Genomic DNA, 26,314 nt, shown 5'->3' with positions numbered 1-26,314 from the left:
TGACGCGTGCCGGCAGGCACGCACCGGTGATGCACGATTTCCGAGACTGCGCGCGCCTTGCACGTGCGGCAATGCTCTGCATCTTCATCGTCATGCCCGCGCTGGCAGCACCACCGGCACCTGCCGAACTGCCACGTGAGCGGGTCTCGCTCAACGCGCAATGGCGCTTCCATCGCGGCGACCCTCCCGGCAATCGCCAACTCCTGGATTACGACGTCCGCCCGCAGGTGCTACGCAGCGAAGACGGCAAGGCGGCCGATGCCCGGCCCGAGCAGGCGCAGCACCTCGATGCCGCCGCAACACGCGGGCTCAAGCCGTGGATCCTGCCCACGGCCAATGCGCTGATTGCAGATCCGGCCAACCGCCACGTCCGCCCGCCCGGGCATCCGGGCAGCAACGTGGCCTTCGTGCAGCCGCAGTTCGACGACAGCGGCTGGGAGCGCGTGGATCTGCCGCACGATTGGGCCATCGCCGGGCCGTTTCTGGCCGATGGCCCGTACGGCGGCATGGGGCGCCTGCCGAGCTGGGGCGTGGGCTGGTATCGCAAGACGCTGGACATTCCGGCCGGCGATCGCGGCCGCTCGCTGTTTCTGGGTCTCGATGGTGCGATGGCCTATGCCACGGTCTGGCTCAACGGCAAGCTGGTCGGCGGCTGGCCGTATGGCTACAGCTCCTGGCGCGTGGACCTGAGCCCGTACGTGGTGTCTGGCGCCAGCAACCAGCTGGCGATCCGCCTGGACAACCCGCCCGACTCGGCGCGTTGGTATCCCGGTGGCGGGCTGTATCGCCATGTTTGGCTGACCAGGACCGCGCCGCTGCATGTCGCGCACTGGGGCACGCAGCTGACCACGCCGCAGGTGTCTGCCGACAGGGCGCAGGTGCAGCTGGCAGTCACGCTGGACAATGCCGCCCGCAGTGCGGTGCAGGCGCAGGTGAGCACCGCGATCTATGTACTCGACGTTGCGCACGGCACGCGCAGTGGCGAGCCGGTTGCGCGCATTGCGGCCATGCAGGTTGCGGTTGCCGCGGGTGGGAGCGCACGCGTGCAGGGCAGCACGCAGATCGACCATCCACGTCTCTGGGGCCCGCCGCCCACCCAGCGCCCGCATCGCTATGTCGCAGTGACCGAGGTCCGCCAGGACGGGCACGTGGTGGATCGCTACGAAACGCCGTTCGGCATCCGCAGCATCGTGCTCGATGCCGACAAGGGTCTGCTGGTCAACGGCGAACACGTGCCCATTCGCGGCGTGAACAATCATCACGACCTCGGCGCGCTGGGCGCGGCGTTCAACGTGCGCGCCGCAGAGCGGCAGCTGCAGTTGCTGCAGCAGATGGGCGCCAATGCCATCCGCATGAGCCATAACCCGCCCGCGCCGGAACTGCTGGAACTGACCGATCGCATGGGCCTGCTGGTGGTGGACGAGGTGTTCGACAGTTGGCAGATGAAGAAGACCCCGCTGGATTTCCACCTGGTGTTCCCGCAATGGCACGAGCCGGACCTGCGCGCGATGCTGCGACGCGACCGCAATCATCCCTCGGTGATGCTGTGGAGCGTTGGCAACGAAGTCGGCGAGCAATACACCGGCGAGCAGGGCGCGGCGATCGCTCGCACACTGCACGCGATCGTGCATGAGGAAGACCCCTCGCGCCCGGCCACGGTGGCGATGAACTACGCCTCCCCGGACATGCCGCTACCGGCTGCGCTGGATGTCATCAGCCTCAACTACCAGGGCGAAGGCATTCGCGATACGCCGGAATTCGCAGGTACCGAACGCATTCGCAAACAACCGCAGTATCCGGCGTTCCATGGCAAGTTTCCGCACAAAGCGATTCTCAGCAGCGAGACCGCCTCGGCCTTGAGCAGCCGCGGCGTGTATCTGTTTCCGGTGACGCCGGACAGCAGCGCGCCGGTGCGCGACGGGCGCGGCGGCGACTCGGTCGCGCACCAGGTCAGCGCCTACGAGCTGCATGCGGTGGACTTCGGCTCCAGCGCCGACAAGGTGTTCGCGGCACAGGACCAGCATCGGTATGTTGCCGGCGAATTCGTCTGGACCGGTTTCGATTATCTGGGCGAACCCACGCCGTACTACAGCTCGCGCAGTTCCTACTCGGGCATCTTCGATCTGGCCGGTTTTCCCAAGGATCGCTACTGGCTGTATCAGTCACGTTGGCGCCCCGACCTGCCGATGGCGCATCTGCTGCCGCACTGGACCTGGCCCGGCCGCGAGGGCCAGGTCACGCCGGTGCATGTGTTCACCTCCGGCGACGAGGCCGAGCTGTTCGTCAATGGCGTGTCGCAGGGGCGCAAGCGCAAGGGCCCGCTGCACTACCGGCTGCGCTGGGACGATGTGGTCTACCACCCCGGCGAGCTGCGCGTGCAGGCCTACAAGGCCGGCAAACCCTGGGCCAGCGACCGTGTGCAGACCGCCGGCAGCGCCGCGCGCATGCAGGTGACGCCAGACCGCAGCAACATCCGTGGCGACGGGCAGGATCTGAGTTTCGTCACCGTGCGTTTGCTCGATCGCGCCGGACGCCCTGCACCAACCGCGGGCGATCGTCTACGTTTCCGCATCGAAGGACCGGGCGAGCTGGTTGCCACCGACAACGGCGATCCGACCAATCTGGAATCGTTCGTCTCGCCGCAACGCAACGCCTTCAACGGGCTATGCCTGGCGATCGTGCGTGGCAAGGCCGGCGCGCCGGGCACGATCACGGTCCACGTCGAATCCGATACCTTGCAAGCGGCCAGTGCGCAGGTGGTGGTGGAGTGATGGGTCTGCTGCTTGGCACTTGCGTGAGGCGTGCATGTGAGGTGTCGCGTTCGGATAGCGATGAGGTGCTCGCACCCAGCAGATACGATCGATGCAACCGCGCTACCGATAGCGCTAGCGCGGCTGCTGGATTCAAACGCACCTGGCCACACGTAAGCTGCAATCGAGCATTGGCGCGCATTGCCATTCACGTTCACCCGCGAAGAGAACAGAACACGCATCCGATCAGGAAGCCTGTCATGCAAGAAAACAGTACGCGCGCAGCAACATGCCTGGGCATCGCGTTCGCTGCCATCGGCACCATCGCCGCACTGCCAGCCTTGGCAGCCTGCGACACCCGCAGCACGTCGCTCCAGCGTGCCTATGCCGACGGCTTCCTGATCGGCACCGCCGTCAATGCGGACATCGTCTCCGGCAAGGATGCCGCCTCTTCCGTGCTGGTCGCCTGCCACTTCAACGCCATCACCGCCGAAAACGTGATGAAGGCTGAAGTGCTTGCGCCACGTCCGGGCGTGTTCGACTTCAGCGCCGCCGATGCCTTCGTCGCCTACGGCCGCCGTCGCGACATGTTCGTGATCGGCCATACGCTGGTCTGGCACAACCAGACGCCGGACTGGTTCTTCGTCGATGCACAGGGCAAGCCCAACACCGCCGATGCGCAGCTGGAGCGCATGCGCGCGCACATCGCGCAGGTGGCAGGGCGGTATGCCGGCAAGGTGCAGGCCTGGGACGTGGTCAACGAGATCATCGACGAAGACGGCAGCTATCGTTCCACCAACTGGGTGCAGCGGGTCGGCGACGGCGACACCGTGGTGCGTAACGCCTTCGCCTTTGCCCAGCGCTATGCACCGGATGCGCAGCTCTACTACAACGATTTCAACGCATGGCGGCCGAGCAAGCGCGACGGGATCGTGCGGATGGTCAGGATGCTGCAGCAGGCCGGCATCCGTATCGACGGCGTCGGCATGCAGGGACACTGGGGGCTCAACTACCCCAGCCTGCGCGACATCGAAGACGCCATCGATGCCTACGCCGCGCTCGGCATCAAGGTCATGATCACCGAGCTGGATATCGACGTGCTGCCGCTCACCCGGGAAGGCCAGGTCATCGGCACCGGGCTTGCGCACACGCAGTTCCAGTTGCCGGAATTCAAGCGCTTTCTCGACCCCTATCGCGATGGCTTGCCACCTGAGGTGCAGGCGCAACTGCGTGATCGCTACGCCGAGTTGTTCGCGCTGTTCTGGCGCAAGCGCGACAAGCTCGCCCGCGTCAGTGTCTGGGGCGTCACCGACGGCATGTCGTGGAAGAACGACTACCCCGTGCCGGGGCGTACCAATTATCCGCTGCTGTTCGATCGCCAGCACCAGCCCAAGCCGGCCTTGCGTGCGGTGCTGGCAGTGCCTGCGGCGGCTGGCGGGCGCTAGCGTGGTCGCCAGCGTGCGCAGCAAACCTGCACACGCATGGTGGCATCATGGCTCGACTTCGTTACTGGACTGACCGATGCGCTTACCGCCCTATCTGCTGTTGGCCGTTCCGCTGCTGGCGATCCTCGCCGCCTGCACCAGGAAGGAGGTGCCCCCGCTGCGCTTTCCCGCGATCGGGCATTTGACAACCTTCGATCGCAACTTCAGCGACGTGGTCGCCAGCGACGCGCGCATCGAGAAGCTTACCGAAGGCTTTACCTGGTCCGAGGGCCCCGCATGGGTGCGCAAGGGCGGCTATCTGTTGTTCACCGACGTGCCGGAAAACAAGCTCTATCGTTGGTCCGAAGATGCCGGCTTGTCGGTGTTCCTGTCGCCCTCCGGCTATAGCGGCCCGGAGCAGGCGACCTTACGCGAGGCCGGCGCCAACGGGCTGTATGCCGAACCGGGCGGCACCGTGCTGCTGGCCGATTCCGGCACGCGCATCGTCGCCAGGCTCGACCCGGCCACGCGCAAGAAGACGCCGCTGGCAACGCAGTTCGAAGGCCACCGTTTCAACAGCCCCAACGATCTGGTCCGCCGCAGCGATGGCGTGGTGTTCTTCACCGACCCGCCGTATGGTCTCAAAGGGATGAACGATTCGCCGGTCAAGGAGCTGCGCTTCAACGGCGTCTATCGCCTGGATACCGATGGCAGCGTGCATCTGCTCGATGACAGCCTCAGCCTTCCCAACGGCATTGCGCTCTCGCCCGACGAGCGCACCCTGTATGTGGCCAACTCCGATCCGCAGCGCCCGATCTGGATGGCCTACGCGCTCGACGCCGACGGTGCGGTGACCGGCAAGCGCGTGTTCGCCGACGCCTCCGATCTGGTTGCAAAGGACGCGCCCGGCCTGCCCGACGGCATGGCGGTTTCCGCCGACGGCCACTTGTTCGCCACCGGCCCCGGCGGCGTCATCGTGTTCGCCCCCGATGGCCGCCGGCTGGGCCGCATCGAAACCGGCGAAGCCATCTCCAATTGCGCCTTCGGCGACGACGGCCATACCCTCTACATGACCTCGCACGCGATGCTGACGCGGGTGCGCGTCAAGGCGCGTGGCCTGGAGTTTGCAAGGTAGCGTCGATCGGGACCTCAGCTGATCCAGTCGCCGCCCCTGTAGGAGCGGCCCTGGCCGCGATGGAGCGTTACCGAAAGACCCGCACGACAAGTCGCTTTCCCTTCGAGCCAAGACTGCGATCCGGCTCGGATGCAGCCCACCTCGCTTAGCGTGTGGCTTCTGCCCCACCCGACACCAACACATCATCCAGCTCCGGCCCGCCGCCACGGTTGCCGCTGCCCGCAACGATGTACAGATCGTCGCCGACGGCGGCAACCTGGGTGCCATGCCGCCCTTGCGGCAATGCTGCCAGCGTCGTCCAGGTGGATGCGGCTGGGTCATAGGCTTCCACCTCGTCGTGCGCCTTGACCTGCCGCATGCTCTCGCCACCGATGACCAGCAGGCGGCCATTGCGTGCGATGGCCGCAGCGCCTGCGCGCTGCGTCGGCAGCGCGGCCGGTGCTACCGACCACGTACCGCGCTGGAGGTCATACACATCGACGTCGGGAATCGTTTGCGCCAGGGTATTGCCGCTTTCATGCGCCGACCTGCGGCCACCGGCGGCGTAGAGTTTTCCGTCGAGCACCACCGCATGGAAATGGTCGCGCGCGTGCGGCGCATCGGCCAGTTGGGTCCATTGCTGCGTTCTGGTGTCGAAGGCATCCAGCCATGGCACATAACCGCTCATATGGCCGCGCGTATTGCCGCCGACCAGGTACAGCACGCCGTCGTGCTCCACCGCGCCTGCCGCGCCGCGGCGGCGATGCTTGGGAATCTCCGGCCCCACCTGCCAGCGGTCGGTGCGCGGATCGTAGATCAGCAGATGGCTCAGCGACGCTTCCTCGGGATAGTCGCCGGTGAACCCGCCCACGAAGTACAGCTTGCCCGACGACACCACCGCCTGCGCGTGGCTTACCATCAGCGGCGGCGCACTGCCTTGCGACCAGCGACGCGTGCGGGTGTCGAAGATCTCCAGCGGGCGCTGATCGCGTCCGCCGACCAGATACAGGCGATCGCCGATGGCCACCAGGCTGTTCTCATGGCGCGCATGCGGTTGGCTGCGTGTGCCCAGCGCCTGCCACGTGGGCGACTGTGTCGATTGCCCCGGCGTGGATGCCGGCGCCGCTGCGTCGGCAGCCTGCGCAACTGCGGGGAGCATGCCGATCGCGGCAGCGAGCAGGCCCGCGTGGAACGAGGTCTTCAACAGGCGCATGCAGCACTCTTGCGATAGCCGTGGCAGGCCAGTGTAGCGACACATGCACGGCGATCCAGCTTCCCAAGCAGGCTGATCTGCAGCTGCAGCTGTGCCAGGCGCGGCGGATGTCGCTTGCCGGTGCGTGCTGGGCGAGAGTTCGCCTTGGCGACAGCGCAAGCGCGCGCCGCGTGACCTGCCTGCATGTCACCGAGTCACCTCCATCGGCGTGTGGCGTGCGCAGGCCCGGCTGCCAGCCTCTTCACATGCAGCAGCATGGCGCATGCGAACACTACGGCAACTCGATGCGACAGGAGCAACCCGTGCCACGCACACCAGCAAAGCAGGCGATTTCCACACTGCCACCCAGGAACGTTGCCAACGCAGCGGCACGCGGACTGCGCTTGCGCGAGCAGCACGGGCGTGGCGGCACCGCGATCGGCGTTGCGCGTGCACGCGACCTCTCGGCACAGACGTCGCTGTCCACCCAGACCATCCGGCGCATGCATGCGTACTTCGCGCGCCACAGCGTGGACAAGAACGCCAAGGGCTGGGCCGATCGCAGTGCGCCGTCTGCAGGCTACATTGCCTGGCTGCTCTGGGGCGGCGATGCCGGCCAGCGCTGGGCGACGCGGCTGTACCAGCGTCTGCAGGATGCAGCCAGCGCGAAGACCAAAGCAGGAAAGGGCACAGGCACCAGCAGCACGGCCGCCGCCGGAGCCAGCGATACCACGACGCGCAGCGCCGGGAAGACCGCAGCACAACGCACTGCAAGGAAGACTGCTGCGAGGAAGGCCGCAAGGAAAACCGCAAACAAAACTACCCGAACGCCCGCCGCGAAGAAACCTTCGGCCAGGAAAGGTGCAGCCAGGACAGCAGTGGCCGGTAGCGCGGTGACACCAAAGCCCAGGTCTTCGAGCGGCGCCCGCAAGACGAACGGCACGACCGCAGCCAGGAAGACGGCTGTGAAGAAAACCGCTGCAAAGAAAGCCGCAGCAAGGAAAACCGCAGCAAGGAAGACCGCAGTCAGGAAAGCGACGGCGAAGAAAACACCTGCAAAAAAGACAGCCACAAAAAAGACCGCCACAAAAAAGCCCGCCGCCCGCCGCCCTGCGGCCAGCAAGAGCGCCGCCACACGCAGCACCGCGAAGAAAAGCCAGGGCAAAGCTTCGGCGCCATGGAACAAGCCGAACCCCAAGCGTGCCTCGCGCTCAAGCCCGCTTTCTCCAGCGCAGAAGACCCAGGCCAGGCGGCGCGCCAAGGCAGCGGGCCGGCCCTATCCCAACCTGGTCGACAACATGGCCGTGGCTCGTAAGGGCAGCGCTGCCAAGCGGGCAGGCGGAGCGGGCGCTGCGAAAAAAGCCGGCAAGGGTTAGCTGCAATCGGGCGTGGGAGTGGCCGCTTCCGGTTGGCCCGGATGCTACGAGTCGCGCGCCTCGCCGGGCGCGCGTGACAGCAGACTACCGTGCCGGGTGATGCCGCCCGCTGGCACCGCGGCAGCGATCCGGGCGAGACGTCACCGCGTTCCCCACCCGCTCCTGGCGCCGGTGAAGCGGCCGCCCGCAGTGAATGGCTTACCGCCGCCGACAAGCACTGTTGCTGTGGGCTGCCATGGCCGCGTCGGGTCCTGGAGCTGTGCGCTGATGGTTCGGGCATGTCATGGCGACGCTTGAAGCAACGCCCCTGCTGCCCCGCCCACTACGCCACGCACCGGCAGGTTGCGCAGGGCGCCGGTGAAAGCTGCGCGCGCATTGTCTATAGTGGGCAAGCTCGCCCGTGCAGATGCGATCCGGGGCTCCGGAAGGGCACAGGCACGCTCGCCTCATCCTGGACAAGGACGCTCGTGAAATTTTTTCTACCCGTGTTATCGGCCCTGCTGTACGGCGTTGCGCTGTGCCTGCCTGCATTGCATGGCGGCAATGATCAGCTGGGCGGCTTCGTCATCCTGCTGCTTGGCTGGATGCAGGTGGTCGATGGCCAGTGCGTGGCCTGGATGAGCAATCCGTTGTTCTTGCTGGCGTGGCTGTGTTACCTCTTCAAGGTGGACAAGGTGGCGGCGGCGCTGTTGGTAGCGGCGTGCCTGATCGGGCTGGATACCTTTCGCGCCACCCGGTTCGACAAGAACGAGGCGGGCCACCAGGTCATGATCGACCACGTGGGTATCGCGTTCTATGTGTGGGAGTTGAGCTTTGTTGTGCTGCTCGTCGTGGTGCTGATGCGCCTGTTCGGCACCGCTGGCGCCGTGCAGGGGCAGCAGGCGAAGTGATCCGCAAGCAGTCGAAGATGCCTGGGCAATGCGGATATTCGTCCGGCCGGCGCGTCGCCACCGGCATCAGTGCAGCAGCATCGACAGCAGCCACGTGCAAAGGCAGACATACGCCAGCAATCCCAGGCTGGCGGCCAGGGTGGTGCGCATGATCGCCGACTCCTGACCCACCAGCTTGACCGCAGCGGCGGCGATGGCGATCGACTGCGGCGAGACCAGCTTTGCCATCACGCCACCCGCAGTATTGGCCGCCACCAGCAACGGCGCGGACACGCCGATCTGCGCCCCCGTCACCGCCTGCAGATGCGCAAACAGCGTATTGCTGTTGACCACAGAGCCGGTGATGAACACCCCCATCCAGCCGATCACCGGCGACAGTAGCGGGAACACGCCACCGGCCTGCGCCAGCGCCAGACCGATGCTCGACGACGCGCCGGAATAGTTGGTGACATAGGCCACCGCCATCACCAGCGACACGGTAGCCAGCGGTCTCCACATTTCCCTCGCCGATTGGGCCAACTCGCCGGTTGCCGAGCGCAGGGTCAGGCGCGGCGACAGCAGCACCGTGAGTACCGCGGCGATCAGGATCGCCGTGCCGGACGCGTTGAGCCAACCGACATGCCACACCGCAGGCAGCGTGCGCACGCTGGCCACCAGTGGCGGCACTTCCTGCACGCGCTGATCGAGCAGGCCGATGGGCAGATGCATTACCGTGGCGGCGAGCGCGCCGTCTGCGGTAAACAGCGCCTTGAACGCAGGCAGGCTCCATAGCAGGATCGCGCCGGTGAGGATGTAGAACGGCGACCACGCCCGCAGCACCTGGGCGAGTGTCCAGCGCTGGGTGGAGCTTGGCGGCGCCTGTGCTTCGCGGTAGATGCGCCTGGGCCGCCAGACCTGCATGAAGATTGCCAACCCGCCCATGCCGGCCAGCGGGCCGAGAATATCCACCAGTTCCGGACCCAGCAGGTACAACGTCAACGTCTGCACGCCGCTGAACACCACGCTGACAAACAGCAGCACCGGCCAGGTTTCGCGCACGCCGCGCCAGCCATCGAGCATCGCCACCAGCCCCGCCGGCACCAACAGTGCGCACACCTGTACCAGCGCGATCAGCATCAGCGACATCTCGTCCAGGCGCACGCCGCCCTGCTGCGCGCCCACCAGCACCGGGATGCCGATCGCCCCGTAGGCGCCCGCTGCGCCGTTGGCCAGCAGGCACAGCATTGCCGCCTTGAGCGGACGGAAGCCCAGTTCCACCAGCAGCGCCGCGCAGATGGCGATCGGCACGCCAAACCCGGCTGCTCCTTCCAGAAATCCGCCGAAGCAGAACGCGATCAGCAGCACCTGGATGCGCTGGTCTTCGGACACCGTGGCAATGCTGCCGCGGATCACCTCGAACTTGCCGCTGCGGATCGCCAGCTTGTACAGCCACACCGCCATCAGCACGATAAAACCGATCGGGAAGAGGCCGTTGGCAATGCCCAACAGCGCGGCGCCCACGATGCTGGCCATCGGCATGCCGAACACCAGCGACGACACCGCCACCGAGACCAGCACTGCCAGCGACGCGGCAGTCAGCCCCTTGAGCCGCAGCAGCGTCAGCGCCAGCAGGAAGAACAGCACCGGCAGCGCGGCGAGCAAGGCCGAGAGATTGGCGTTACCGAGCGGGTCGTACAGTTGTTGCCACATGGTCGGACCTGCGCGAGTGATGAGCCGGGAGCGTGGGGTCAGGCAATCGGGATGAGATTCGGGCAGGCGGTGCCTGCCGCAAAATGGGCAAGGTTCTGCAGGGTGATCTCCGAGATTTCCTGCAGCGCCTCGGCGGTGAAGAAGCCCTGGTGCCCGGTCACCAGGACATTGGGGAAGGTCATCAGGCGCTGAAACACCTCGTCGTCGATGATCTCGCCCGAGCGGTCCTGAAAGAACAAGGCGCTTTCCTGCTCGTAGACATCGATGGCCAGATGGCCGAGCTGGCGGGACTTGAGCGCACGGACCACCGCATCGGTATCCACCAGTCCACCGCGCGAGGTGTTGACCAGCATCGCCCCCGGCTTCATCGACGCCAGCGCGGCGTCATCGATCAGGTGCTGCGTGGCCGGTGTCAGCGGGCAGTGCAGCGAGACGATGTCCGAGCGCGCGAACAGCGCCTCCAGTTCCACCCGCTGCCCGATCGCGGCGAAGCCGGGTGTGGGAGACGGGTCGAAGCCCAGCACGTCGCAGCCCATCCCCTGGAAAATACGCGCAGTCGCCAGCCCGATCTTGCCCAGCCCGATCAAACCCACCGTCTTGCCGTGCAAGGTGCGGCCGAGCAGGCCATTGAGCATGAAGTTGCCTTCGCGCACGCGGTTGTAGGCGCGGTGCGTCTGCCGGTTGAGCGTCATCACCAGTGCCAGGGTGTGCTCGGCCACCGCTTCGGGCGAGTAGGCCGGCACGCGTGCCACGAACAGGCCAAGCGCCGTGGCCGCGGCAAGGTCCACATTGTTGAAACCAGCACAGCGCAGCAGCACCGCGCGCACACCGCTGGCATGGAGTGCCTGCAACACAGCCGCATCGAGCTGATCGTTGACGAACACGCACACCGCTTCGCACCCCTGCGCCAACGCGGTTGTCTGCAGATCCAGCGATGCCTCGAAGTAAACGAACTCGACGGAAGAATCCATGTCCAGGTGGAGTTTCGCTTCATCGAGAAAGCGCTTGTCGTAAGGGCGCGTGCTGAAGACAGCCATTTTCATGCAGGAACCTCCATGGATGCGCCACTACGGTAGCGCACCCAGCCAGCGCCTTCCAACGCGTGCGGCAGCTTGTCGCAGACGGTCAGCAGTGGCGATGCGGACATCACGCCGGAGCAGGGGCCACTTCTGCATGTCGTGCACCAACACGACGCGAACGGACCTGTGTGCGACGGGGAGGCGTTGGGCGCGGGCCGATTTTGCTCGGCAACGCGCACCGCGCGCCGGTCACGGAGCCGGACGCATCCGCTTGCTTTCGCCACGGCAGCGGTCGGAGCAGTACTTCACCTGGTCCCACACGCGCTCCCATTTCTTGCGCCAACGAAACGGCCGCCCGCAGTGCATGCAGGGTTTCTCAGGCAACTCGTGTTTCTTGCGCATGGCCATGCGGCGCGTAAGCCTAACCGGAGGGGGGTGGGACGTGGATGAGGCCAAGCATGTCATGTCGCGCGGTGCCCTGCAGATGCCGGTGCAGGCAACACGCTTTGTGCCGCTGGCGACCCACGCGCGACGCGGCGTTGCTTCGCTGCCCCGCCTCGGAACAGACACGTTGCTCTGGCGTGCAGATGGCCCAGGCAGCCTTCTGTCTCCAACGCAAGCAGGATCGGGCAGGCTTCCTGCTCCAATCGGGACCAGGGCAGTAAGCGCACCTGCTCCTATGCAGGGAGCAGGTTCCGCAAGCGCCGCATGACGGCGCTCGACCCGCGCGCGTCACCTTCGGCGTGATTTCACCGCAGGCAGCGCAGGTGCCACGCGGCTGATCAACAGCACGCCGCGTCCCACCGTGACCTGCAGCGCATCGCCAACCGCGAAACCGCAGTGCTCCAGCCAACGTCCGGACAGCCGCAGCTTGGGCACCGCGCAGCCGACCACATCTTCTGCCCGCCGCACATCGTAGTGCTGGCAGCTCATGGTGACCCGCTCGGGAATACGGAAGCCGGGCTTGCGCAACGGTGGGGTGGGCGCTGGCGATGGATCTGCCGCCGACTCCATGTCGGTCACGACGGACACCGAGCGCTGCCTTGATCCGGTACGTGCGACAACAGGGCGCTTGGATGGCGATGCAGGGCGTGCAGGTGCGCTTACGTGGGGACGGGTCATAGCGAACTCCTTGTGCGATAGAGAGGCCCGCCACATCGCTGTCAATCAAGGTGGCGGACGGTGTGCGGTTGACAGACCGGCCACAAGGTACCGGCAGACCTTTCGGTCTCCGCACACCGCCCGCCATAGAGCGAGCACGCCCCATACATGACATCGGGCAAAGAAAAAGCGCCGACATCGTGCAATGGGCGCTGGTGCGCCTTGTGTTTTCGGACTGTCAAATCCGGCTGCGGAATATGCCGCAGCAAGGAGATCTTGCGACTCGCCATTGGAGCGAGTCAAGACAGGACGGCACGGCGCTCAACCGATCTGTCGGATATGGCGTATCGTTGCGCCCGACGGCGACTTCGTTCTCCCACCACGAGAAAGCGATGACTTCCAGTGCCCAGGCGCCAGACCGTACGATTCCGCTGCTACCGGCTCGCTCCATCGAGCGCACCGTCGCCTTCTATCGGCGGCTGGGCTTCGTTGGCGATGCGCATCCGCACGATGCAGGCTACGCGATCCTGACGCGTGGCGAGGTGGAGCTGCATTTCTTCGCGCACCCGGACCTGGATCCTGCTGCCTGCTATGCGGGGTGCTACATCCGGGTTGGCGATGTCGATGCGGTCTACGCCGCCATGCATGCGGCGAAGCTTCCGCTGCACGGCATCCCCAGGCTCGATCCTGTCGGCGACAAGCCCTGGGGAATGCGGGAATTTGCGCTTGTCGACGAGAGCGGCAACCTGCTCAGGATTGGGCAGGTGATCGGCAAGTAGGCATTCAATCGCCCGCTGCATCTGCGTGCCTGCCTATCCGCAACAGGCCGTGGATCGGGTAGCTCGATGGGCGGTGTTCTGCGCATTGCTGCCCGCCAATCGCCCCCTGCAGACATCGGACCTTTGCATGCGATGTCATCGGGCGATGCAGGGCGACGCATCACCCCAAGTCAATGGCCCGCTGTATCTCTGCTGGCATTGCTTCGCCTAGCGCAGCGTAGGCAGCGTGCAGCGCCTGCACGAAACGCGCATCGCCGGAAAGCGGCGCGAACACCGCATCTACGGTGAGGAATGCCGCGATGTCATGGGCAGCATCGCCGGTGGCCGAGCGGCCGATGTCGCTTAGCTCTTCGCTCAGCGGATCGACCAGGGACGCTCCATGACCAGCCTGCCTGCGCACGAACTGCAACCAGGCCGCTAGTGGAATGCAGAGCCGGTCGATCCGCCGCCCGGCAGCCAGCGCATCGCCGATGACGGCGAGCAGGCGTACCGGGATCTTCTGCGAGCCGTCCCAGGCGATCTGGGCGAGCAGGTGGCGGATGGCGGGGTTGCCGAAGCGGGCCAGGATGGCGTCGATGTAGTGCTGCGCATCGAAGCCTTGCATCGGGTGCAGGGTGGGGGCGATGTCTTCGCGCATCAGGGCTTCGACGAAGGCGGCCAGTGGCCGGTGGCGCATGGCATCGGCGACGGTTTCCAATTCGAGCAGGCTGCCGAGATAGGCGAGTGCGGAGTGCGGGCCGTTGAGCAGGCGCAGCTTGGCACGTGCATAGCCGGCGATGTCGTCGCTGAGGATCACGCCGGCACGCTCGAAGGCGGGGCGGCCGTTGCAGAAGTGGTCTTCGATCACCCACTGGCTGTAGCGCTCGCGCTGGATCGGCCAGGCGTCGTGCAGGCCGGTCTGCGCGTGCACGTTTGCGCGCAGCGCGTCGTCGGTGGCGGGGGTGATGCTGTCGACCATCGAGCGGGGGAAGGTGGCGTGCTGGTCGATCCACGCCGCAAGCGCTGGATCGTGTTGCTGGGCGAGCCGCAACACCGCGCGGCGCAGCAGGCTGCCGTTGTCGGGCAGGTTGTCGCAGCTGAGCACGGTGAACGGCGCAATACCTTGCTGCCTGCGCTGGTGCAGGCCGGCGACGAGATAGCCGATGGCGCTGCGCGGTGTGCCGGGGTGGGCGATGTCGTGCGCGATGTCGGGGTGCGCAAGATCGAGCGTGTCGCCGGCCAGGCAGTAGCCTTTTTCGGTGATGGTGAGGGTGACCAGCCGCACGGCGGGATCGGCCAGGCGCGCGAGCACGGCGGCTTGTTCGTCGGCGGCGCACAGCACCTCGCGGAGGGCGCCGATGATGCGCAGTTGCGGGTGCTCGTCGAGCAGGGCGAGGGTGTACAGGCCGTCCTGTGGGCGCAGCGCGTCGCGCACGCCCGGGCTGTGCAGGGAGACGGCGCAGATGGCCCAGCTGGGGTCCTGCGCGAGCAGGTCATCGATGTAGACGGCCTGGTGGGCGCGGTGGAAGGCGCCTGCGCCTAGATGGACGATGCCGATGGTGATTGTTGCTGGATCGTAGCCGGGTTTCAGGGTTGTTTTGGGTAGGTGGGGAAGGGTGGTTAGGGAGAGTTGTGGGATTGGCATGGTCTTGTTTGAAATAGTGGGGTGCTCCACGTTCGCGTGATGACCGTACCCTCACCCCAACCCCTCTCCCGAGGGGAGAGGGGCTTTTGGTCCATGGTCTGGGGCGAGATTACTTGTCTGTCACGGTAAAGCGTTGCCTGCTGCGGATGTCTGCGCTGGAGGCGCCGATCTGCACCTCGTAGGCGCCTGGATCCACTGCGTAGGCCTTGCGCTGGTCGTCGTAGATGCGCAGCGCGTCCTGCGCCTTGAGCGTGAAGCGCAGCTGGCGTTGTTCGCCTGGCTGCAGGGTGATGCGTTGAAAGCCGCGCAGCTCCTTGCCGGCGCGTTCGCGTTGCGGCTTGAGCGGATGCAGATACAGCTGCACCACTTCATCGCCTGCGCGTGGTCCGGTGTTCTTCAACGTGACCGTGGCCGTGAGCGTGCCATCGGCTGCAACCGTGGTGCGATCAAGGCGTAGATCCGAATACGCAAATTGCGTGTACGACAGCCCATGGCCGAACGGATACAGCGGCTTGCCGGCGAAGTAGCGATAGGTGCGCCCGCGCATGGCGTAGTCGTCGAAGGCGGGCAGGCGTTCGTCTTCCTTGTAGAAGGTGATCGGCAGACGACCGCCGGGGCTGGCCTGGCCGAACAGCACATCGCCCACCGCGCTGCCGCCGCGCTGGCCGGGGTACCAGGCCAGCAGGATGGCGGGCACATGCTGTTGCGCCCAGTCGATGGCCAGTGCCGAGCCGGTGGTCAGCACCGCCACCACCGGCGTGCCGGTGGCCTGCAGCGCCTGCAGCAACTCGCGCTGCGGTTTGGGCAGGCGGGTGTCGGTGCGATCGCCCCCGGCAAAGCCGGGATAGGTGACGTCCATTTCCTCGCCTTCGACATCGCCGGTGAGGCCGCCGACGAACACCACCACCTCGGCATTGCGTGCGGCGTCCACCGCCTCCTGCAGCGGCGGCTTGGCGCCGGGCATGCGCCAGGCCAGGCGCACGCCGGCATCGCGGGTGGCCTCGTAATACTCCACACGCAGGTCGTAGGCCTTGCCGCCTTCCAGTGCGACGCTGGCATTGCCACCGCGCATGCGCGGCGCATCGCTCCATTGATCGATCAGCAGCTTGCCGTCCAGAGACAGGCGCACGCCATCGTCGGCGGCAATCTGCAGCTCGTAGCTGCCCGACACCGGCGGCAGCAGCTGGCCATGCCAGCGCACGCTGAAGTCGTCCTTGGCCAGCGCACGGTCTGCCTGCAGTTCACCGCGGCCCACTGCATCATCGGTGGGTGCGTTGCGGTCCCAGCGGAAGGCGATGCGCGGGTCGATGCGGGTCAGCACCGGCTGGCCGGCCAACGCACGTCCACGGAAGTACTCGCCGGTGAGGCCGTTCTGTTTGGCATCCGGCGACGGGCGCAGGTAGCGCGTGTCGATCGGTGCGGCGGCGTTGGGGTCTTCGCGCCCCTCCACCAGGTCGCTGCCGCGCGCGTAGACCACCTGCGCCTGCGGTGCGGCATCGCGAATGCCCTGCAGGATGGTGACCGGCGCAGCAGGCGTGCCGTAGTAGTTGCCCAGCAGCGACATCGGGTCGTCGGCGGTGGGCCCAATCACGGCGATGCGCTTGAGCGTGGGTTCGAGCGGCAGCAGGCCCTCGTTCTTCAGCAACACCAGCGATTCGCGCGCGGTGCGGCGCGCCAGTGCATCGTGCTGCGGCGATTGATTGGCCGAGGGCGGAATCTGCGCCCACGGCACCTTGGCCGGCGGGTCGAACATGCCCAGCCGCATGCGCGTGGTCATCAGGCGCTTGAGCGCGGTATCGATGCTGGCTTCGTCGATCAAGCCGGCACGCACCGCCTTGGGCAACGCGGCGTAGGTGTCGCCGCAATCCAGGTCGGTGCCGTGCCTGACGCCGAGTGCGGCGGCGGCCTCGGGCGTGGGCACGATCTTGTGGTTCTGCCAGATATCGCGGATCGCGGCGCAGTCGCTGACGATATAGCCGTCGAAGCCCCAGTCGCGGCGCAGGATGCCTTCCAGCCGCGTGCTGGCCGAGGCGGACTCGCCGTTGACGCGGTTGTAGGCGCCCATCACCGCGGCGACCTTGCCTTCCTGCACCAGGGCCTGGAAGGCGGGCAGGTAGGTCTCATACAGATCGCGTTCGCTGGGATGCACATCGAAGTGATGGCGGTCGGCCTCCGGGCCGCTGTGCACCGCGAAGTGCTTGGCGGTGGCATCGAGCTTGCGGTACGGGCCCTGCTGCGCCTGCAGGCCCTGCACGAAGGTCACGCCCATGCGCGCGGTGAGGAACGGGTCTTCGCCGTAGGTTTCCTGCCCGCGGCCCCAGCGCGGGTCGCGGAAGATGTTGATGTTGGGCGACCAGAAGGTGAGCCCCTGGTAGCGCTTGTGCTCGCCGCGCGCCAGGAACGCGTGGTGCTTGGCGCGCGCTTCGTCGCCGATGGCGGTGGCCACCTCGGCCATCAGCGGGGTGTCGAAGGTGGCCGCCAGGCCGATCGCCTGCGGAAACACGGTGGCGCCGCCGGCACGCGCCACGCCGTGCAGCGCCTCGTTCCACCAATCGTATGCGGGCACCTGCAGGCGCGGGATCGCCGGGGCGGCGTTCTGCATCTGCGCGGCCTTTTCCTCCAGCGTCATGCGCGCCACCAGGTCGGCCGCGCGCGCGTCGAACGGGCGCTGGGTGTCCAGGTATGGCGGCGGCGTTGCGGCCTGGGTGCCGGTGGCGGCAAGCGCCATCGCCAGCAGTAAGCCGCGCATAAGTGGGCGACGTGGGGCGGCGGCGAGGTGGGCGGGGTGCGAATGCATGGTCAGTCCTCCTGGGTGCGGTGCGGTTCCAGCTGGGCAAACGGCCCGATCATGCTGCCGACGAAGGCGCCGGCCGGTGTGGTGCGGAGCATGCCTGCAGCGTCGTTGCGGTGTGGCGATTGCCAGGCCATCGCGATCGGCCACGCGCGTCACGCCGGGATCCGGGTGGTACCCGGCCAGCACCGGGTTGCGGTCATGGCCGGCAACAGCATGGCCAACACCGCCTCGTTGCCGCGAGAGGCGAACCAGTCGAAGGCGACAGCGGCCTGCGCTCGTGCCGTGGCGGGCGCGGCGATGGCGATGACAGCCACCAACCAGGCCTCGTGCGCCGGCACCAGGGGAGCGCAGGCGGCACGCAGAAGCCGCAGTGCCGGCCTTGCAGATGCGGGTTGCGCACAGCGGCCAGGCTCGTCTGGCCGCTGCACAGCGCCTGCATCTGCTGCATCTGCGCGCGTTGCATGGGCGCCCATGACGGCCCGCATCACCAGTCCCACATCGCGCCGTCTTCCAGCCGCGCCACCGGCAACTGCTTGGGCACGTACGGGTACTTGGCGGCCAGGGCCTCATCGATGTCCACGCCATGCCCGGGTGTTTCGCCGCAATGCAGGCGGCCGTCGCGGAACACGTAATCGTGCGGGAACACCGCGTTGGCCTCGTCGGAGTGGAACATGTATTCCTGGATGCCGAAGTTGGGCACCCAGGTGTCGAAGTGCAGGGCCGCGCCCATGCACACCGGCGACAGGTCGGTGGCACCGTGGAAGCCGGTGCGCACCTGGTGCAGGGCGGCGAAATCGGCCAGCCGGCGCACGTGGGTGATGCCGCCGGCATGGACGATGGTGGTGCGGATGTAGTCGATCAACTGCTGCTCGATCAGGTGCTTGCAATCCCAGAGCGAATTGAACACCTCGCCTACCGCCAGCGGCGTCACCGTGTGCTGGCGGATCACTTCGAACGCACGCTGGTTTTCTGCCGGCGTGGCGTCTTCCAGCCAGAACAGCCGGTATGGTTCCAGGTCGCGGCCCAGGCGCGCGGCCTCGATCGGGGTGAGCCGGTGATGCGCGTCGTGCAGCAGTTCGATCTCGTCGCCGTGGTCGCTGCGCAGCTGCTCGAACAGCTTGGGCACCACGCCGAGATAGCGCGGCGTGGACCACACCGTTTCGGTCGGCAGTTCGCTTTCGGCCGGCTCGTACGGCTTGCCGCCGCTGGAAATGCCATAGGTCTTCTTGATGCCGGGCACGCCGCACTGCGCGCGGATGGCGATGAAACCCCGCTCGCGAAAACGGCCCACCTCATCGCTGGTTTCGGCGATGTCGCGGCCATTGGCATGGCCGTACACCAGCGCGCCCTCGCGCGAGCGCCCGCCCAGCAGCTGATACAACGGCAGGCCGGCCATCTTGCCCAGGATATCCCACAGCGCCACGTCCACCGCGGCGATGGCGCTCATCGTCACCGGGCCGCGGCGCCAGTACGCGCCGCGATAGAAGAACTGCCAGATGTCCTCGATGCGGCCGGCGTCGCGGCCGATCAGGTTCGGCACCAGGTGTTCCTGCAGGTACGCCGCCACGGCCAGCTCACGGCCGTTGAGCGTGGCATCGCCCAGCCCGGTGATGCCCGAGCGGGTGCGGATCTTCAAGGTGACGAAGTTGCGCCCGGGGCAGGTGACGATGACGCGCGCCTCGACGATCTCGCGATCGCGGGCCGAGCCTTGCAGCGGGGCGGGGGAATCGGGGGTCTGTGACATCGGGGTCTGCCTCATGGGGAAAGGTGGGCGGTGACAGGAAGTTCGAACGGGCCGGCCGGCAGGCCGCTGCGGTCGTAGAGGGTGCACACCGGGCTGTCGGCCCAGCAGTAGCGCACGCGCGTGGCGGCGATGCCCGAAGGAAGGCGCAGGCTGACAGCGCGCCCCTGCAGCGTGGCGCTGGTGTAGCGGCAACTGTCGGCTGCCGCAGCGCAGACTTCAAAGCCGATCGGTGCGTCGTTGCCATAGCTCCGCAATGCCGCATCCACATCGTCGAAGGCGACGCGGATGGCATCGCCCTCGCGTTGCGCGCTACGCGGCACCGGGCCGGAGGGCGCCATCGCCTCGCCATACACCACATGCCGCGCCGCGCGTGCCAGGCGTCGCCCAAGTTCCTGCTTGTTGGCCGGATGGATGTCGTAGCGGTCGCCGATGTCGATGGCCACCGCCAGGCCGGCATGCGCATCGTCGGCGACGAAGCGGCGCTGCGCCTCGCGTAGCTGCGCCCAGCCGCTTTCCACCGGTTGCGTGGGCGGCGCGCCATAGTTGGCCAGTTGCACGATCAGCAGCGGCAACTGCGCACCGAAGCGCTGCCGCCAGTCGCGCTGCCACGCCTGCAGCAGCGCAGGGTAATGCATCGCATCGCCGGCGTTGGATTCGCCCTGGTACCACAGCACGCCACGCAGGCCGAGCTGGCCGAGCGGGGCGATCATGCCGTTGTACAAGGTGGTCAGCCCGGCCGCCGACGACCATGGCGCGCGCGGTGGCGAGCCCAGTTGCGGCGGCACGATGCGGTACTGCCAGGGTGCATCCAGCGGCAGCGTGCTGCCATCGGCGAACTGCAGCGCACGCGATGGCGCATCGCCCAGCAGCCCGCCACGCCGATAGGTGTTGAGCACATTGAGCACGATGCTGTTGCGCCCGGCGTGCAGGCGCCCGCGCGGCAAGCGGTAGCGGCGCGGCTGATCGGCGCCGTAGCTGCTGCCCACGCCGCGCCCGTTGACCCAGGTCTGGTCCAGCTCGTCCACCGGGCCGAGCAGCAGGCTGGCGTCCTGCGCGGCCTGCGCCTGCGTCAGCTCCACGCTGGTGCGGTACCAGACCATGCCGTTGAAGCCGACCAGCTGCGGCACGCCCCAGTCGTCCCACGCGCCCAATGCCGCCGGTGCGGTTTGCCAGGCGCCGGGCGCATCCGCCTGCCAGGGCTCGCCTTGGCCGTGCGCCTGCCACCAGGCTTCCCAGAGCGCGGCCCAACGCGGCGCCGCGTCCACCGGGTCGACGGCGTACCGCGCCAGCACATCCAGTGCCGGGCCATCGTCGCCGGCGGCACGCAAGGCTGTCTCGCCGATCCAGGCCTGCAGTTGCGAGCCGCCCCAGGAGGCGTTGATCAGGCCCATCGGCACATCGACGGTCTTCTGCAACTCACGTGCGAAGTAATAGCAGGCGGCAGAAAACTCCTTCACCGTCTCCGGCGTGGTGCGCTGCCACGCGGCAGCGCCACCGAAGCCGCGCTGCGGCGTCGGGCTGGACTGCGCCGGCACCTTGAACATGCGGATGCGCGGGTTGTCGGCATCGGCGATCTCGCTGCGTGAATCCAGCGTGCGATGCACCGGCAATTCCATATTCGATTGGCCCGAGCACAGCCACACATCGCCGATCAGCACGTCGTTGACCTGCTGCGTCACGCCCGTGCCGGTGCGTGCGCTCAAGGTGTACGGGCCGCCGGCGGCGTGCGCAGGCAGGCGCGCTTCCCAACGGCCCTGCCGGTCTGCGCGTGCCTGCACCTGCTGCGTATCCAGTTGCACGCGCACGCGCGCGCCCGGGGCCGCATCGCCCCACACCCGGATCGGCGCATCGCGCTGCAGCACCACATGCTCCTGAAACAGCGCATGCAGCAGCGGCGCATCGGCCGCGTGCGCCAGGGGCGGCAGCAGCGCTGCCATGACGGCCAGCAGCGTACGCACGCTCATTTCGGATTTCCCGGCGCATACGGAAACTTCAATGCCTGGTAATACGCCAGCGGATGCGCCGGCGGCGCCGTGCCGGCAGGCAACGGCCGCCCGGACACGCTCTGGAAGTAGGCGATGCTGGCATCGCGCCACCATTGCGCTTCGTCCTGCTGGATCGCCAGGAAACTGGCCACCTGCCGGTAACGCGGTGCATCGATTCTGCCGGCCAGGCCCTGCCAGGTCGCGCGCATCGCACGCACCTCGTCCACGCCGTGGTCGTAATGCCATACCAGCTCGTCCCACAGCGGCCGTCCGGAGGCCATGCGGTGCTCCCAGGGCACATGGTGGAACCACAGCAGGTAACGCTCCGGCACGCGCTGCACATCGCCGAACACGCGCGCCACCGGCCTGGCGTATTGCGCCACCGCATTGCTGCCGCCGGCACTGCGATCGAAGCCGATGCCGTTGCGGTCGGCGCGGTGGTAGTAGACCGGGTCCCAGTCCGGGCGCTCGCTGCCTGCATCCCAGGGTGCCGGGCCGTAGTGATGGCCGCGCCCCATCAGGTGATGCAGGCCGAGCGGGGTCATGTAGTCCACCACCGCCTCGCGCGAGCGCAGCAGCATGTCGACCACCGGCGTCACCACGTCGGCATCGTTGGAGAAGCTCATGCGCACCCACTCCTGCGCGATGGCCTGCGGCGACGCCTGCGGATTCCACGCCAGCCGCCCGTAGGCGTACCAGTTGGCCTGGTCGAAGACCGAGCCGCTCCAGTTACGGTCCGCCCCGATGTTGGCCACCCCGGCGATACCGGTCAGCCGCGTGCGGCCGGCATCCTTGAACAAACTGCCATCCACGCTGCTGGCCACTGTCGAGCCCTTGCCGCGCGCGTAGGTGTCGGCCTGCAGGGTTTCGGCAAACAGCGTGCCCAGGTAGGCCAGGTGGGTGGAAAAGCCCAGATACTCCTTGGTGATCTGGAATTCCGGCATCAACGGCGTCTTGCGCATCGCGCCGAACAGTGGATGGAATGGCTCGCGCGGCTGGAAGTCGATGGCACCATTTTTGACCTGCACGATCACGTTGTCGCGGAACCGGCCATCCAGCGGCAGGAACTCGCTATACGCCTGCTTGGCGCGATCGTCCGGCTGCTCATGCGAATAGACGAACGCGCGCCACATCACCACCCCGCCATGCGGTGCCAGCGCATCGGCCAGCAGATTGGCGCCATCGGCATGGCTGCGCCCGTAGTCCTGCGGGCCGGGCTGGCCCTCGGAATTGGCCTTGACCAGGAAACCGCCAAAATCCGGAATGCGCGCGTAGATGGCGTCGGCGGTGTCGCGCCACCACCGCTGTACCTGCGGATCCCGCGGGTCGGCGGTCGTCAGGCCACCGATCTCGATCGGCGCGCTGAAGCGCGCGCTGAGAAACACCCGGATGCCATAGGGACGAAACACGCTGGCCAGTGCCGCCGCCTTGTCCAGGTACTGCGGCGTCAGGCTCCAGGCCTTGGCATTGACGTTGTTGAGCACGCTGCCGTTGATGCCCAGCGATGCATTGGCGCGCGCATAGTCGGTGTAGCGCGGATCCAGATACCCGGGCAGGGTCTGCCAGTTCCACAGGGACGCACCGGCATAGCCGCGCTCGACCACCCCGTCCAGGTTGTCCCAGTGATTGAGCAGGCGCAGCTGCAGCCGCGGCGACTCGCGCAGGTCCAGCGCGGCCAGCGATTGACCGGTCTGCAGCAGGCGCAGCAGGTGGAATGCCCCATACAGCGCACCGACATCACTGCCGCCGACGATGGCGGTGGCGCGATGCCCGTCCACGCGGACACTGCGGATCAGATAGCCGTCGCGGCCCAGGCCGGTGGTCTGCAGGTGCAATGCCGCGATCTGTGGCGCGGTGGCTGCACCCAGCACGACCGCACCATCGCGCGTGACATTGGCGGACGACGGCAGCGCAGCACCAAGCAGGCCCGACAGCCCGCGCTGCAATTCGTCGCGTGCGGCCTGCAACGTGGGCGAGTCGCCGGCGACGATCAATTCGCTCGCATTGCCGCGTACTTGCGCCGCGTTGGCCAGCGGGTGGTAGCGCAACCATAAGTCGTAGCCGTCTTCGGCGCGCGCATTGGCACTGGCCAGCACCAAGCCGGATAGCAGCAGCACCGCCAGCAACCATGGACGTGCCAACCCACCGCAATACGCCATGCAACGCTCCGTTGCACGCGCGCTCATGCAGCGTGCTCCATCGACATCCACGTACACGGCGGCGTATCGCCGCTCTGCCTGCTTCCCGGTACCATGCGTCGCATCGTCGTGCACGCAGCGGGCGCTTGCGTTATCGCAGCGGGTTGTGTGCATCGTGCAGGTTCGCCACCCACTTGAAGAGGCCACGCTTGGAGAAGGTCAGGAAATCGGTCCGCCGCACCAGCCGCGCGACCACCATCGACGAGGTGGCGGCGCTGGCGAAGGTCTCGCCGATGACGGTCTCGCGCGTGGTCAACAACAACGGCAGCGTGCGCGATGCTACCCGCGCACGCGTGCTGCGCGCGGTCGACAAGCTGGGCTACACGCCCAACCTGGCGGCCAGCGCCCTGGCTGCCGCGCAGAGTACGCGCATTGCGTTGATCTACAGCGACCCCAGCGGCGCCTACCTGCGTGAGCTGCTGCTGGGCGTGTTGCGGGTTGCCTCGCGCACGCCGATCCAGCTGGTGATCGACTGCTGGGACGACCTGGATGCCGATGCTGAACGCCGTGCCGCGCGCAAGCTCGCCAAGGGCGTGGCCGGGGTGATCCTGCCGCCGCCGCTGTGCGAATCCAAGGCCGCGGTCCTGGAACTGGTCCGCGCCAAGGTGCCGGTGGTGGCGATCGCCTCCAACCATTTCAGTCCGGATGTGGCCTGCGTGCGCATCGACGAATTCGCCGCCGCCAAGGAAATCACCGAGCACCTGATCGCGCAGGGCCACACGCGTATCGGCTACATCGCCGGACACCCCAACCTGTCGGCCAGCACGCGTCGCTTCGAAGGGTTCCAGGCGGCGCTGGCCGATGCCGGCCTGCGGCTGGACCGGCATCTGGTGCAACCGGGCGACTACACCTACAAATCCGGCCTGGTCGCCGCCGAAAAACTGCTGGCGCGCAAGCGTCGCCCCAGCGCCATCTTCGCCAGCAACGACGATATGGCCGCCGCTGCAATCTCGGTCGCGCATCGGCGCGGGCTGGATGTGCCACGCGATCTGTCGGTGGTCGGCTTCGACGACACCTCCGCCGCCACTGCGGTCTGGCCCGAACTCACCACCGTGCAGCAGCCCATCGCCGCCATGGCCGACGCCGCGCTGGACATCCTGTTGAAGACGATACGCGCCAAGGAGCGCACGGCGAAGATGGTCGATCATGTGGTCGCGCACCTGCTGGTCAAGCGGGATTCGGTGGCCGCACCGGCGGCGCCGGATGCAGCGGAACAGCCCTGACGCTGCACGCAGAAACGCGCGCAGGCCGCCGGTGATCGCCTGCGCGTGCAGGCGGTCACCGGCACGGCATCAACGCGTCAGATACTGGTTGATCAGGTTCTCGTAGGCTTCCTGGCGGCCGCTGAGCTGCTTGGGCGCGTTGCCGGCTGCGTACTGGGCCAGATCCACCAGCGTGCTGCTGCCGTTGGCAAACGCCGCACCGGCGCCGCTGTCGAAGCTGGCGTAACGCTCGGCGCGCCACTGCTCCAGCGGCGAGGCGGTCAGCAGCGCATTGGCCACTTCCAGCCCGCGTGCGAACGCGTCCATGCCGCCGATATGCGCCAGGAACAGGTCCTGCGGGTCGGACGACTCGCGGCGCACCTTGGCATCGAAGTTCAGCCCGCCCGGTGCCAGCCCGCCCTGGCGCAGCACCACCAGCATCGCGCCGACGGTGTCGTACAGGTCGGTCNTCGAAGTTCAGCCCGCCCGGTGCCAGCCCGCCCTGGCGCAGCACCACCAGCATCGCGCCGACGGTGTCGTACAGGTCGGTCGGGAACTGGTCGGTATCCCAGCCGTTCTGCGGGTTGCCGCGGTTGGCATCGATGCTGCCGAGCAGGCCGGCATCGCTGGCAACCTGCAGGTCATGCTCGAAGCTGTGGCCCGACAACGTGGCGTGGTTGGCTTCGATGTTGAGCTTGAAGTCCTGGTCCAGGCCGTGCTGGCGCAGGAAGCCGATCACCGTGGCGCTGTCGAAGTCGTACTGGTGCTTCATCGGCTCNGAGCTTGAAGTCCTGGTCCAGGCCGTGCTGGCGCAGGAAGCCGATCACCGTGGCGCTGTCGAAGTCGTACTGGTGCTTCATCGGCTCCATCGGCTTGGGCTCGATCAGGAAGTTGCCTTGGAAGCCGATCGCACGGCCGTAGTCGCGTGCCAGGGTCAGAAAGCGCGCCATGTTGTCCTGCTCGCGCTTCATCTGGGTGTTGTGCAGGCAGGCATAGCCTTCGCGGCCGCCCCAGAACACGTAGTTCTCGCCGCCCAGCTCGACGGTGGCATCGATCGCGGCCTTGACCTGCACGGCCGCACGCGCCACCACGTTGAAGTCGGGGTTGGTCGATGCGCCGTTCATGTAGCGCGGGTGCGAGAACAGGTTGGCGGTGCCCCACAGCAGCTTGANGGCCGCACGCGCCACCACGTTGAAGTCGGGGTTGGTCGATGCGCCGTTCATGTAGCGCGGGTGCGAGAACAGGTTGGCGGTGCCCCACAGCAGCTTGACGCCGGTGTCGGCCTGGCGCTGCTTGGCGATACCGACCATGTGGGTGAGGTTGCGCTCGTACTCACCGATGTCGTCGGCATCCGGCGACAGGTCCACGTCGTGGAAGCAGTAATACGGCACGCCGAGCTTGGTGAAGAATTCGAATGCGGCATCGGCCTTGGC

At 67.1% G+C, this 26,314-nt stretch carries 18 protein-coding genes and 1 pseudogene; 6 read left to right on the top strand and 13 right to left on the bottom strand.

The window, feature by feature from the left end:
* Positions 1-71 precede the first annotated feature (71 nt).
* From galB to C0541_RS20340, 3 genes are all read left to right on the top strand, one after another.
* The gene (galB, locus tag C0541_RS20350) at positions 72-2,771 is read left to right on the top strand and encodes a beta-galactosidase GalB (protein ID WP_238601381.1); all 2,700 of its coding nucleotides are present in this window, start codon (positions 72-74) and stop codon (positions 2,769-2,771) included.
* A 239-nt stretch (positions 2,772-3,010) separates the two neighbouring features.
* Positions 3,011-4,195: an endo-1,4-beta-xylanase gene (locus C0541_RS20345; RefSeq protein WP_115051211.1), complete on the top strand. Its 1,185-nt coding sequence runs from the start codon at positions 3,011-3,013 to the stop codon at positions 4,193-4,195.
* A gap of 76 nt (positions 4,196-4,271) precedes the next feature.
* Complete coding sequence (locus tag C0541_RS20340) at positions 4,272-5,309, top strand: SMP-30/gluconolactonase/LRE family protein (RefSeq protein WP_115051210.1); 1,038 nt, start codon at positions 4,272-4,274, stop codon at positions 5,307-5,309.
* A 145-nt stretch (positions 5,310-5,454) separates the two neighbouring features.
* Here C0541_RS20340 and C0541_RS20335 read toward each other — a convergent pair whose 3' ends face one another.
* Together C0541_RS20335 and C0541_RS20325 are read right to left on the bottom strand one after the other, a co-directional pair.
* Positions 5,455-6,501, bottom strand: coding sequence for a Kelch repeat-containing protein (locus C0541_RS20335; protein WP_115051209.1), 1,047 nt, complete (start codon positions 6,499-6,501; stop codon positions 5,455-5,457).
* Positions 6,502-7,060: 559 nt separating this feature from the next.
* Complete coding sequence (locus tag C0541_RS20325; protein ID WP_238601380.1) at positions 7,061-7,741, bottom strand: hypothetical protein; 681 nt, start codon at positions 7,739-7,741, stop codon at positions 7,061-7,063.
* 582 nt (positions 7,742-8,323) lie between these two features.
* Here C0541_RS20325 and C0541_RS20320 point away from each other — a divergent pair.
* The gene (locus tag C0541_RS20320) at positions 8,324-8,746 is read left to right on the top strand and encodes a hypothetical protein (RefSeq protein ID WP_115051208.1); all 423 of its coding nucleotides are present in this window, start codon (positions 8,324-8,326) and stop codon (positions 8,744-8,746) included.
* Between the two features lie 66 nt (positions 8,747-8,812).
* On the opposite strand, the gene C0541_RS20315 is transcribed toward C0541_RS20320, so the two are convergent.
* The 4 genes from C0541_RS20315 to C0541_RS20300 form a co-directional block, all read right to left on the bottom strand.
* Entirely contained in the window at positions 8,813-10,435 is a 1,623-nt protein-coding gene (locus C0541_RS20315) for an L-lactate permease (RefSeq protein ID WP_115051207.1), read from the bottom strand.
* Positions 10,436-10,473: 38 nt separating this feature from the next.
* Positions 10,474-11,478, bottom strand: a complete 1,005-nt coding sequence (locus C0541_RS20310; RefSeq protein ID WP_115051206.1) for a 2-hydroxyacid dehydrogenase — start codon at positions 11,476-11,478, stop codon at positions 10,474-10,476.
* A gap of 225 nt (positions 11,479-11,703) precedes the next feature.
* Positions 11,704-11,862 (bottom strand): DUF2256 domain-containing protein, encoded by a 159-nt coding sequence (locus C0541_RS20305; protein WP_115051232.1) that lies wholly within the window; start codon positions 11,860-11,862, stop codon positions 11,704-11,706.
* A 324-nt stretch (positions 11,863-12,186) separates the two neighbouring features.
* Positions 12,187-12,486, bottom strand: coding sequence for a SymE family type I addiction module toxin (locus C0541_RS20300; protein ID WP_238601379.1), 300 nt, complete (start codon positions 12,484-12,486; stop codon positions 12,187-12,189).
* Positions 12,487-12,947: 461 nt separating this feature from the next.
* Here C0541_RS20300 and C0541_RS20295 point away from each other — a divergent pair, with 461 nt between their 5' ends.
* A complete protein-coding gene (locus C0541_RS20295; RefSeq protein WP_115051204.1) occupies positions 12,948-13,334 on the top strand; it encodes a bleomycin resistance protein in 387 nt (128 codons plus the stop codon).
* A gap of 160 nt (positions 13,335-13,494) precedes the next feature.
* Here C0541_RS20295 and C0541_RS20290 read toward each other — a convergent pair whose 3' ends face one another.
* The 6 genes from C0541_RS20290 to C0541_RS20265 all read right to left on the bottom strand — a co-directional run bounded on the left by C0541_RS20290 (position 13,495) and on the right by C0541_RS20265 (position 23,667).
* Positions 13,495-14,958 carry a mannitol dehydrogenase family protein gene (locus C0541_RS20290; protein ID WP_115051203.1) on the bottom strand — a complete coding sequence of 488 codons (1,464 nt, stop codon included), beginning with the start codon at positions 14,956-14,958 and terminating at the stop codon, positions 13,495-13,497.
* 109 nt (positions 14,959-15,067) lie between these two features.
* The gene (locus tag C0541_RS20285; RefSeq protein ID WP_193725983.1) at positions 15,068-17,707 is read right to left on the bottom strand and encodes a glycoside hydrolase family 3 protein; all 2,640 of its coding nucleotides are present in this window, start codon (positions 17,705-17,707) and stop codon (positions 15,068-15,070) included.
* Between the two features lie 197 nt (positions 17,708-17,904).
* Positions 17,905-18,066 (bottom strand): hypothetical protein, encoded by a 162-nt coding sequence (locus C0541_RS20945; protein ID WP_161960194.1) that lies wholly within the window; start codon positions 18,064-18,066, stop codon positions 17,905-17,907.
* 170 nt (positions 18,067-18,236) lie between these two features.
* On the bottom strand, positions 18,237-19,496 hold the full coding sequence (manD, locus tag C0541_RS20275; RefSeq protein WP_115051231.1) for a D-mannonate dehydratase ManD: 1,260 nt from the start codon (positions 19,494-19,496) through the stop codon (positions 18,237-18,239).
* A gap of 11 nt (positions 19,497-19,507) precedes the next feature.
* On the bottom strand, positions 19,508-21,460 hold the full coding sequence (locus C0541_RS20270) for a sialate O-acetylesterase (RefSeq protein ID WP_115051200.1): 1,953 nt from the start codon (positions 21,458-21,460) through the stop codon (positions 19,508-19,510).
* The gene (locus tag C0541_RS20265) at positions 21,457-23,667 is read right to left on the bottom strand and encodes an alpha-glucuronidase family glycosyl hydrolase (RefSeq protein WP_115051199.1); all 2,211 of its coding nucleotides are present in this window, start codon (positions 23,665-23,667) and stop codon (positions 21,457-21,459) included. The genes C0541_RS20270 and C0541_RS20265 overlap by 4 nt, the downstream gene beginning before the upstream one ends.
* A gap of 161 nt (positions 23,668-23,828) precedes the next feature.
* Here C0541_RS20265 and C0541_RS20260 point away from each other — a divergent pair, with 161 nt between their 5' ends.
* Positions 23,829-24,902: a LacI family DNA-binding transcriptional regulator gene (locus C0541_RS20260; RefSeq protein ID WP_161960193.1), complete on the top strand. Its 1,074-nt coding sequence runs from the start codon at positions 23,829-23,831 to the stop codon at positions 24,900-24,902.
* A gap of 69 nt (positions 24,903-24,971) precedes the next feature.
* Here the strand turns inward: C0541_RS20260 and C0541_RS20255 are convergent.
* Positions 24,972-26,314, bottom strand: a pseudogene (locus C0541_RS20255) (hypothetical protein); the annotation flags it as partial.

This window comes from Xanthomonas arboricola, assembly GCF_003353015.1.
In the GTDB taxonomy this organism is placed as follows: Bacteria; Pseudomonadota; Gammaproteobacteria; order Xanthomonadales; family Xanthomonadaceae; genus Xanthomonas; species Xanthomonas arboricola_E.
Note: the sequence above shows the minus strand (reverse complement) of the source record. Positions and strands in the feature narration are given on the sequence as shown.